Origin of the sequence: Thiocystis minor, assembly GCF_016653465.1 — a bacterium.
GTDB lineage: Bacteria > Pseudomonadota > Gammaproteobacteria > Chromatiales > Chromatiaceae > Chromatium > Chromatium minus.
Map to the genome: position 1 here is coordinate 1 of NZ_NHSQ01000021.1, position 8,481 is coordinate 8,481.

Below are 8,481 nucleotides of genomic sequence, written 5' to 3' on the forward strand. Positions count from 1 at the left end.
GACGCCGCCTGGGTCTCCGCCCAACCATGACACGCGCCCGGAATGCTCGCCGTGGGTCGCTCGGCCAGACGCTCCACCAATTGAACCACCCGCCGATCGCGGCGCGCGTCGCCCAGAGCGATCCCGCAAAATTCGTCTTCTGCCCAGCCCATGCGATCCCCAATGAACGTGAATGCTCAAACCTATTTTACCCGCACACGGGGAGTTGTGTGTAATGGGATGCATTCACGGCTATCTTCCGAAGATAGCTCATGACTTCATCAGGAATAAGCCGAGCGTCTGATAACCAATTAGGTTTCATGATACACCCCGTCATTCTAAATCTATTCGACTTATACTACTGTAGACAGATGTTTATGATTTTTGTTCCCATGAAATGTCTGGATGATAAATACGAGATCTATAGGTCGGCAGCACCTTTTCCGATCCATGGAAGGTCATGGCGAAGAGCGAGCCGCCCTCCGTCATCAGGGGTTCGACGAGCCGCGCCATGCGCAGAAAGGAATGGGCGGAGAGATTCACCGCCAACCCGAAGCCGTCGGCGGAAGAGTCCACCAGCCGCCCCTGCAGATCCTCGCGCGGGGCGAAGGCGATGGAGTGGACGACGAAATCGAGCCGACCCCATTGCTCGCGCACCGCCTCGAAGACGGCCTCCAGCTCGCCCGGCGCCATGACGTCGCAGCGCAGGAAGAGCGTGGCGCCGACCGCCTGGGCGGCCGGCTCCACGAAGGCGCGCGCCTTCTCATTCAGATAGGTGATCGCCAGTTCCGCCCCCAGGGTACGGAACGCCCGGGCACAGCCATAGGCGATCGAGTGCTCGTTGGCGATCCCGATCACCAAACCCTTTTTGCCTTCCAGACTGAAATAACTCGAATCAAGCATGGTACGTATCTCTCGTTGTATGGACCGGGGGGCCGTGGCCAGCGATCTGCCGACTCCCAAAAAGCTGGCCGCTGGAGGCTGAAAGCTGGCGGCTCTAAATCAGCCGCCACGGACGATCCGCAGCGTGTGTCTGGCGATCATCGCCTCCTCGTCGGTCGGGATGACCCAGACCGATGGGGTCTTGTCATCCGGGCTGATGCGGAGCCGGCGCTCGGCATTGGCATCCGCGTCGATCTCGATGCCGAGCCAAGCCGCATCGCGACAGATCCGGGCGCGAATCTCGGCGTCGTTCTCTCCGACCCCGGCGGTGAAGACCAATGCGTCGATTCCGCCAAGAGCGGCACAGAGCGCGCCGAGCATCTGCCCGACGCGATAGACGAAGAAGTCGATCGCCTCGGCCGCGCCCGGATCGTCGCTCGCGTGCAAAGCGCGCAGGTCATTGCTGACGCCCGAGAGGCCGAGAAGCCCAGAGCGCTTATAGAGCAAATCCTCCAGGTCGGTGACCGTCATGCGGTCCTCGCGCAACAGATAGAGCAGCACGCCCGCGTCCAGCGCCCCGGGCCGTGTCCCCATCGGAACCCCATCGAGCGCGGAGAAGCCCATACTGGTCTCGACCGAGCGACCGTCACGCAGGGCGGTCATACTGCAACCGCTGCCAAGGTGAGCGACCACCACCCGCCCGGCGGCGACCTCTGGCGCGATCTCCTGCAGCCGGTGCGCGATGAATTCATAGGAAAGCCCGTGGAATCCGTAGCGCTTCACACCCCGGTCCAGCAGCGCGCGCGGCAAGGCCAGTTGCTCGGTGACCTTGTCCCGCCCGCGATGGAAACTGGTATCGAAGCAGGCGACCTGGGGCAGGCCGGGATGATCCGCCGCAATGGCGCGGATCGGGGCCAGGTTGCTTGGCTGATGCAGCGGCACCAGCGGGATGAGACGGGTCAGCTCCGCGATAAATGTCGCGTCGATCAGCGCTGGGCGCGCGTAGGTCTCCCCGCCATGGGCGACGCGATGACCGATCGCCATGAGGCTCCCGCCCGCCGCGACGGTGTCCAGCCAGCTCCAGATCTTCTCGACCGCCGAGAGGATGGCGACCTTCGGGCGCTCGACACCGACCGTGCGGGCCAGATCGATGGCGTTCTGGCAGATGTCCACCTTGGCTTCCAGATCCGGCGCGATATTGACCGCGGCGTCAGAGATCAGCAGCAGCTTGGGATAGGTCGGCACGTCCATCACGAAGATATGGCTGATGCGCCGCGCGGTGCGGATGCCGCCGACCTTGTCGAGGACGGCGCTCAGCACCTCGTCGGTATGCAGGCTGCCCTTCATGAGGATCTCGGCGCTGCCCTCGCGGATCAGGGCGACCGCCCGCGCGGCGGCGGCGTGGCTGTGCTCGACGTCGATGATTTCGACGCCGGCGAGTTCGATGGCGAATTCCTCGGCGACGGCGCGGATGCGCGCCGCCGGCCCAACCAGGATTGACCGAATGAAGCCGCTCTGCGCCGCCTCGATGGCACCCTCCAGCGAGACCTGATCGACCGGATGCACCACGGCCGTCGGCACCGGCTCCAGACTTGAAGCCTGCTCCAGCAGCGCGGCGAAGCTGTCGTGCCGGTGGACCGAGATCTCGCCGACATCGACCGCCTCGATGCGCAGCCGCTCGGTTGGCGCGACCACCAGCGCCATGCCGGTCATCACCTCCTGGTCGTGCTGGTTCAGCACCAGACACTCGAACAGGATCTGCTGCTCCGGGCGTTTCTCCAGCACGGTGATTCTTGCCTTCAGCGTGTCGCCCAGCGCGACCTGACGATGGAAGGTCGCGTCCTGGCTACGATAGACGGTTCCCGGCCCCGGCAACACATTGGCGAGCAGACTGGAGACGAGACTGGTCGCCCAGAGGCTGTGGCCCACAACGCCCTTGGCCCCCTGCGAGCGGGCATACTCTTCATCGATATGGATGGGGTTGAGATCGCCCGAGACTTTGCTGAACAGGGCCACGTCGTCGCGGGTCAGGGTGCGTTCCAGCCCCGCTATTTGACCGACCTGGATGTCGTCGTAGATTCGATTCTCAAGAAATTCGGCCATGGCTCACCCTTACGAAAGATGATAGGAGCAAGGCCAGCCCGAAGCGGTCGCGCTTTGATGCATTGCACAAAAAACGAGAATACAGGCCGTCTGTTGCATTGGCATGAAGCGTTTGATGCCGTTCGATGACAGCCCGGTTCACGATCCTTGCCCGGACCGCAAGCCTCGCCGATACTCCTCCCACGCGGGCTAAAAGCCGGCTATTTGGCTGTGTCAGGAGGGCGGGGCCTCGCTCCTGTCGAGCGAGCATCATGTGTGGCTGGAGTCGCTCGGCGGAAATCTCATTGGGGCGTTGTCGGACACCCTGGCCGATGATCCCGACGCTTTCGGCGTCTTCCACCTTTATGCCGACCCCTGCTGCCTCATCACCGGCAGGCGTCACGGGATCATGTCGGTCGGGCTGCTGCGGCGCGATCTCGTCGCCGGACTCCAGGCGGATGGCATTCCGGCCCTGCTGAACGGTCTGCTTCAGCGCCTCATCGGCATCCACAAGAGCCAGGTGACAGTCCACGAGAACGAGATCGACGAGGCCGAGGATCGCGTCCTCGGCGGTAAGGACTGCGATTCGGGCTTCGGGCAGCGGCGGCGGGCCATGGCACTCCTGCGGCGTCAGATGGCCGCCAACCGTCACGCGCTGGCCGGCCTGGTCGAGCACCTGCCGCCCTGGTGGAGCGCGTGGGACATCAAGGGCTTCGCCCATCTCACGGCCGCGCTCGCCTCCGCCATCCAGGATCTGGAACTAAGCCAGGAGCGGGCGCGGCTGCTGTCCGAGGAGATGGACAGCCGGCTCACCAAGCGCACCAATCACAACCTCTACTTCGTCTCGGTCGCGGCAACGATCTTCCTGCCCATCACCCTGATCTCGGGGATCTTCGGCATGAACGTCGGTGGTCTGCCCTGGCTCGAAGACACCAACGGTTTTACCTGGGTCATGGGCTGCATGCTCGTCGCCGTCCTCGTCGCCTTCGTCCTGATCCACTGGCGGCGGATGCTCTGAGGCGGGGAACGCCTTCCGGGCGCCGGCGTTCGGCATCGGTACGCAACCAAATGGTCACAGCCACCAGTCTGCGACGGTGATAGAGTCTTGCGCGGCTGCGCGTTTGGCGCGGCATGACTTGGGCGGACGTGTCCTGCGGCACGAGAACTGGAGCAAGCGATGAGCATTGATGACAGCCAATTCGAGGGGATGGACTGGATCAGAGCGGAATTGGAGGAGGAGTTCGACGAGGATTTCGAGCTGGAGCTTTCGGAGCCGGCGCTCTCCATCGAGCTGCGCAAGCTCTACAAGCGCCGCCACCCCGAGACCCTGGATCGCGCGACCTATTTCCGCGCCCTGCTGACCCTCCAGGCGGAGCTGATCAAGCTACAGGACTGGGTCGAGCACTCCGGCGAGAAGGTGGCCGTGATCTTCGAGGGCCGTGACTCGGCCGGCAAGGGCGGCGTGATCAAGCGCATCACGCAGCGGCTCAACCCGCGCGTCTGCCGCGTGGTCGCACTGACCAAGCCGAGCGACCGCGAGCGCACCCAATGGTACTTCCAACGCTACGTTCCGCACCTGCCCTCCGGCGGCGAGATCGTGCTCTTCGACCGCTCCTGGTACAACCGCTCGGGCGTCGAACGGGTGATGGGTTTCGCCACCCCGGACCAGGTCGAACAGTTCTTCCAGGACGTTCCCGAGTTCGAGCGGATGCTGGTGCGCTCCGGCATCCGGTTGATCAAATACTGGTTCTCCATCACCGACGAGGAGCAGCAGTTGCGCTTCCTCATCCGTATTCACGACCCGCTCAAGCAATGGAAGCTGAGCCCGATGGACCTGCAGTCCCGCGTGCGCTGGGAGGACTATACCAAGGCGAAGGAGGAAACCTTCGCCCGCACCAACATCCCCGAGGCGCCCTGGTTCGTGGTCGAGGGCAACGACAAGAAGCGCGCGCGGCTGAACTGTATCCATCACCTGCTGGAGCAACTGCCCTACGAAGAGGTGCCGCACGAGCCGGTCAGCCTGCCCGACCGCATCTTCAACCCGGACTACGAGCGCTCGGTCCTGCCCGACGAGGTCATGGTGCCGAAGCGCTATTGAGCGAGCGCGCCCCAAGCGGGGAGGAACCCAGCATGACAGTCAGACCTATTCCCGATGGCTACCACAGCATCACCCCCTATCTCAGCATTCAGGGCGCGGCGGCGGCGATCGACTTCTACCAGCGGGCGCTCGGCGCAACCGAGTCATTCCGCCTGGCCGCGCCCGACGGGACCATCGTCCACGCGGAGATTCGCATCGGCGACTCGGTGGTGATGCTCGCCGACTCCTGCGCGAGCAGCCCTTTCCGCAGTCCAGCGGCTCTTAGTGGCTCGTCGGTGGGGCTACATTTCTACATCGAGGACGTCGACACCCTCTTTGCCCGGGCACTCGCCGCGGGAGCTACTGCGGTGGAGCCACTGAAGGACCAGTTCTACGGCGACCGCACAGGCACCCTCATGGATCCCTTCGGGCATCTCTGGTTTCTTGCCACGCATGTCGAGGATGTGGCGCCGGAGGAGATCGATCGGCGGGCCGCCGCCCTCTTTGCGGGCACCTGAGTCAGAGGTCGTTCGAGGCGCGCAAGGCCGCGATCTCGCGATCGATTTCTTCCGTCAGCCGCGCGATCGCCGTCGCCGGCGTCTCCACGTCGAGGTCGCCGATCTCGAAGTAGTGGATGCGCTCCAGCACTTCGGGGAAGTGCTGTCGAACCATCGGCGCATGCTCGCGGTGACTCACGGCGATGATGCGCTGGGCGGAGTCGAAATCCGCTCGTTGCGCGCGGATCGGATGTCGCTCGCCGCCGCGGATGGGGATAGAGCGGCGCTGCAACTCGCTCACCGCAAAGGCCGAGATCGGCCCCAGATTGCCGGTTGCGGCCAGATCGCGCCTGAGCGCGCGCGAGTCGGCCTCCCAGGGCAGCGCGAATTGAACCGCCTGGTGATTGAAGTACTCCTCCGCGAAACGGCTGCGGTAATAGTTGCCCGTGCAGAGGAAGAGGATTCGGTTCATCGGAGAAGACTCCCATGGCTGGAATGGAGCAGTGAACCGCCCTGGCGGTCGCGTTACAGGCAAGGATAAGACCCTGGGGTGACGCCGGTGTGACCATCCACGATGGCGCCGGTGAGCGAGCCGGGTGTTCGGGAGGGTGCCTGACCTTGAGGCAAGACCGCCACCCGGCTAGCGGATCAACGCGGATCCCGCGCGGGCGCCCATCTCAGCTTCACCTCGAAGCGGCAGCCGCGGTTGCCCGGCCCCTCAGTCAGAACGACCTCTCCCCCCATCCGCTGGGCGGCCTGCCGCACGATGGTCAGGCCGAGTCCGGCGCCCGGCGCGACCGCCAAGCGCCCGCGACGAAAGCGCTCGAAGACCGGCCCCCGCTCCGCCTCCGGGATCCCCGGCCCATCGTCCGTGACACTGACGCGGACATGATCCTCCAAGGATTCGACCTGGATCTCGACATGACCGCCACTCCCGCCGTGGCGCAGCGCGTTGTCCAGCAGATTGTCCATGAGGCCACGCAGGGCGAGCGGGTCGGCCAGGGCGCTGGCCCGCTCTGGCCCCACCAGACTCAGCTCGATGCCGAGCGAACGCGCCCGCTCGTCCTGATCGGCGACCGCATCGGCGATCAGGGGCATGAGGTCGAGCGGCGCCAGCGGGGATCCTCCGGCGCTGTCATCGAGCTGGGCGAGACGCAGCAACTGCCACGCGATGCGCGAGACCCGCTCCAGGATCGCCGCCAGCCGTTGCGCGGCCTCCTGGCGTGTGGCAGCCGCCTCGGCCTGGGTCAGCACATGAACCTGCGCGCCGAGCGCGGCCAAGGGCGTGCGCAGCTCATGGGCGGCGTCGTGGACGAAGGCGGATTCGCGTGCCAGCGCGGCGCTCTGGCGCGCCATCAGGGTCTCCAGCGCGTCGACCAGCGGGCGCAGCTCACGGTGTCGCACCCCGATCCCGAGCGGGCTGAGGTCGCCTGGCGCGCGCGCCGCGACGACGTCCGAGAGCTGGCGTAGCGGGGCGAGTCCCCGGCGCACCGCGAACCACATCACGGCCAGTACCAGGACCAGCGCGGCCAGCACATAGCCGGCCAGCTCCAGCCCCAGCCCTTCCAGCACCGCATCCCGGCGATGACGCTCCGGGTCCGCCAGCAGGGTCGTCCAACGCTCGGAGCGCGCCACGAGCAGACGCCACACTTGCCCCGCCGTCTGGCGGGTCGAGAAGCCGGCAGAAAGGGCGGCGTAATCGATATCGGGGGCGTCCGGCGCGCGATAGAGCAGCTCCCCGCTCGCCCGCAGGACCACCAGCCGCGCACTCAGACGCTCCGCCGTCTTCTCGCCCAGCCGGGCGGCGATCTGTCGCCGCGAGATGGCGGCCACCGCCCGTGTCACGGTTTGCGCCTCTTCATCAGTAGGAATCTCGTCGAGGGTGGCGTTGATGGCCTCGGCGAGATCCATGAGCTGGGTGTCGATCTCGCCGGTCTCGCGCAGCAGCGCCGAGACGGCGAAGAAGACGAAGAGCCCGATCCAGACGAACAGGAAGGCACCGGCCAGGGCGAGCAACAACCGACCGGCGAGCGAGGGCTCAGTCCGCCACCGCATGCTCGTCTCCCAGCGGCAGCCGATAACCGAGCCCGCGCACCGTGCGGATGCGTTCCTCGCCCAGCTTGCGACGCAGGTGGTGGACATGCACCTCAATGGCCGCGAAATCGACGGACTCGCCGAGTGGATTCAGCAGATGCGAGAGCCGGTGCTTGGGCACGACGCGCCCTCCCGCCCGGGCGAGGATCAGCAGCAGCGCCAGCTCCCTTGGGGTTAGGGTGACCTCGACCTCCACCAGCCAGACCCGGCGCTGGCGCTCGTCGATCCGCAAGGCGCCCAGTGTCCAGAGGCTGCTGGCCTGCTGGGCCGCGCGCCGGGTAACGGCGCGCAGACGCGCGGCCAGCTCCGGGATCGCGAAGGGTTTGAGCAGGACGTCGTCCGCCCCGCCGTCTGCCGGATTTCACCCTGGCCGACACGCACGGCCCGCTCGGGGATATCCGTGTGCGCCATCTCCTGACGCACCATGCCGGCCTGCCCGGGAGCCGCCTCAAGGGCATGTGGAATTGGCGACCCGAGCCGGCGTCGGCCGTGCTGGCGACGCTCCGGGAGGAGGCAAGCGTCTATCCGCCGGATCTGATCTTCCACTACTCCAACCTGGGTTTCGCCCTGGCGGGGCTGATCGTGGAGCGACTCAGCGGCAAGCCCTTCGCCGACTCGATGGAACGGGCCTCGGCGATTACCGGCTCCTCGATCGGGGCGCGGACGCGGAGATCCTGAGCGGCCTCCGGCTGCGTCTGTCTGACGACCGACTCCTTCTGGACGTCCAGGCGGATGGCAAGGCCCTAACCCATCTTTAACATAACCCCATTGATAAACACCCCCAGATGGCATCTAACCATCTGATCTTTATGTACACGCCGGCCGAAAATCGCAATGTAGTGCCAAGTTATTCAATAGTGGAAGAGTAAA

10 protein-coding genes are annotated in these 8,481 nt (G+C 65.5%); 4 read left to right on the top strand and 6 right to left on the bottom strand.

Features of this window, described 5'->3' with window-relative positions; translation table 11 throughout:
* The 3 genes from CCR95_RS00785 to CCR95_RS25040 all read right to left on the bottom strand — a co-directional run.
* The coding region (locus tag CCR95_RS00785) for an IS4/Tn5 family transposase DNA-binding protein (protein ID WP_201091006.1) at nucleotides 1–152 on the bottom strand (152 nt) is incomplete at its 3' end.
* Between the two features lie 202 nt (nucleotides 153–354).
* The gene (locus CCR95_RS00790; RefSeq protein WP_242522977.1) at nucleotides 355–882 is read right to left on the bottom strand and encodes an SDR family oxidoreductase; all 528 of its coding nucleotides are present in this window, start codon (nucleotides 880–882) and stop codon (nucleotides 355–357) included.
* A 99-nt stretch (nucleotides 883–981) separates the two neighbouring features.
* A complete protein-coding gene (locus tag CCR95_RS25040) occupies nucleotides 982–2,964 on the bottom strand; it encodes a bifunctional enoyl-CoA hydratase/phosphate acetyltransferase (RefSeq protein WP_242522978.1) in 1,983 nt (660 codons plus the stop codon).
* 235 nt (nucleotides 2,965–3,199) lie between these two features.
* Here CCR95_RS25040 and CCR95_RS00805 point away from each other — a divergent pair, with 235 nt between their 5' ends.
* From CCR95_RS00805 to CCR95_RS00815, 3 genes are all read left to right on the top strand, one after another.
* A complete protein-coding gene (locus CCR95_RS00805; RefSeq protein ID WP_276570216.1) occupies nucleotides 3,200–3,961 on the top strand; it encodes a CorA family divalent cation transporter in 762 nt (253 codons plus the stop codon).
* 159 nt (nucleotides 3,962–4,120) lie between these two features.
* Nucleotides 4,121–5,041: a polyphosphate kinase 2 gene (ppk2, locus tag CCR95_RS00810; protein ID WP_201091018.1), complete on the top strand. Its 921-nt coding sequence runs from the start codon at nucleotides 4,121–4,123 to the stop codon at nucleotides 5,039–5,041.
* Nucleotides 5,042–5,073: 32 nt separating this feature from the next.
* Nucleotides 5,074–5,538 carry a VOC family protein gene (locus CCR95_RS00815; RefSeq protein WP_201091019.1) on the top strand — a complete coding sequence of 155 codons (465 nt, stop codon included), beginning with the start codon at nucleotides 5,074–5,076 and terminating at the stop codon, nucleotides 5,536–5,538.
* 1 nt (nucleotide 5,539) lies between these two features.
* Here the strand turns inward: CCR95_RS00815 and CCR95_RS00820 are convergent, their stop codons facing one another.
* The 3 genes from CCR95_RS00820 to CCR95_RS00830 form a co-directional block, all read right to left on the bottom strand.
* Nucleotides 5,540–5,989 (bottom strand): arsenate-mycothiol transferase ArsC, encoded by a 450-nt coding sequence (locus CCR95_RS00820; protein ID WP_201091020.1) that lies wholly within the window; start codon nucleotides 5,987–5,989, stop codon nucleotides 5,540–5,542.
* 176 nt (nucleotides 5,990–6,165) lie between these two features.
* A complete protein-coding gene (locus CCR95_RS00825) occupies nucleotides 6,166–7,572 on the bottom strand; it encodes a sensor histidine kinase (protein WP_201091021.1) in 1,407 nt (468 codons plus the stop codon).
* Nucleotides 7,556–7,843 carry a winged helix-turn-helix domain-containing protein gene (locus CCR95_RS00830; RefSeq protein ID WP_201091023.1) on the bottom strand — a complete coding sequence of 96 codons (288 nt, stop codon included), beginning with the start codon at nucleotides 7,841–7,843 and terminating at the stop codon, nucleotides 7,556–7,558. The genes CCR95_RS00825 and CCR95_RS00830 overlap by 17 nt, the downstream gene beginning before the upstream one ends.
* A gap of 164 nt (nucleotides 7,844–8,007) precedes the next feature.
* On the opposite strand from CCR95_RS00830, the gene CCR95_RS00835 reads away from it, so the two are divergent.
* Nucleotides 8,008–8,289 (top strand): serine hydrolase, encoded by a 282-nt coding sequence (locus CCR95_RS00835; protein WP_338115319.1) that lies wholly within the window; start codon nucleotides 8,008–8,010, stop codon nucleotides 8,287–8,289.
* The last annotated feature ends 192 nt before the right edge of the window (nucleotides 8,290–8,481 follow it).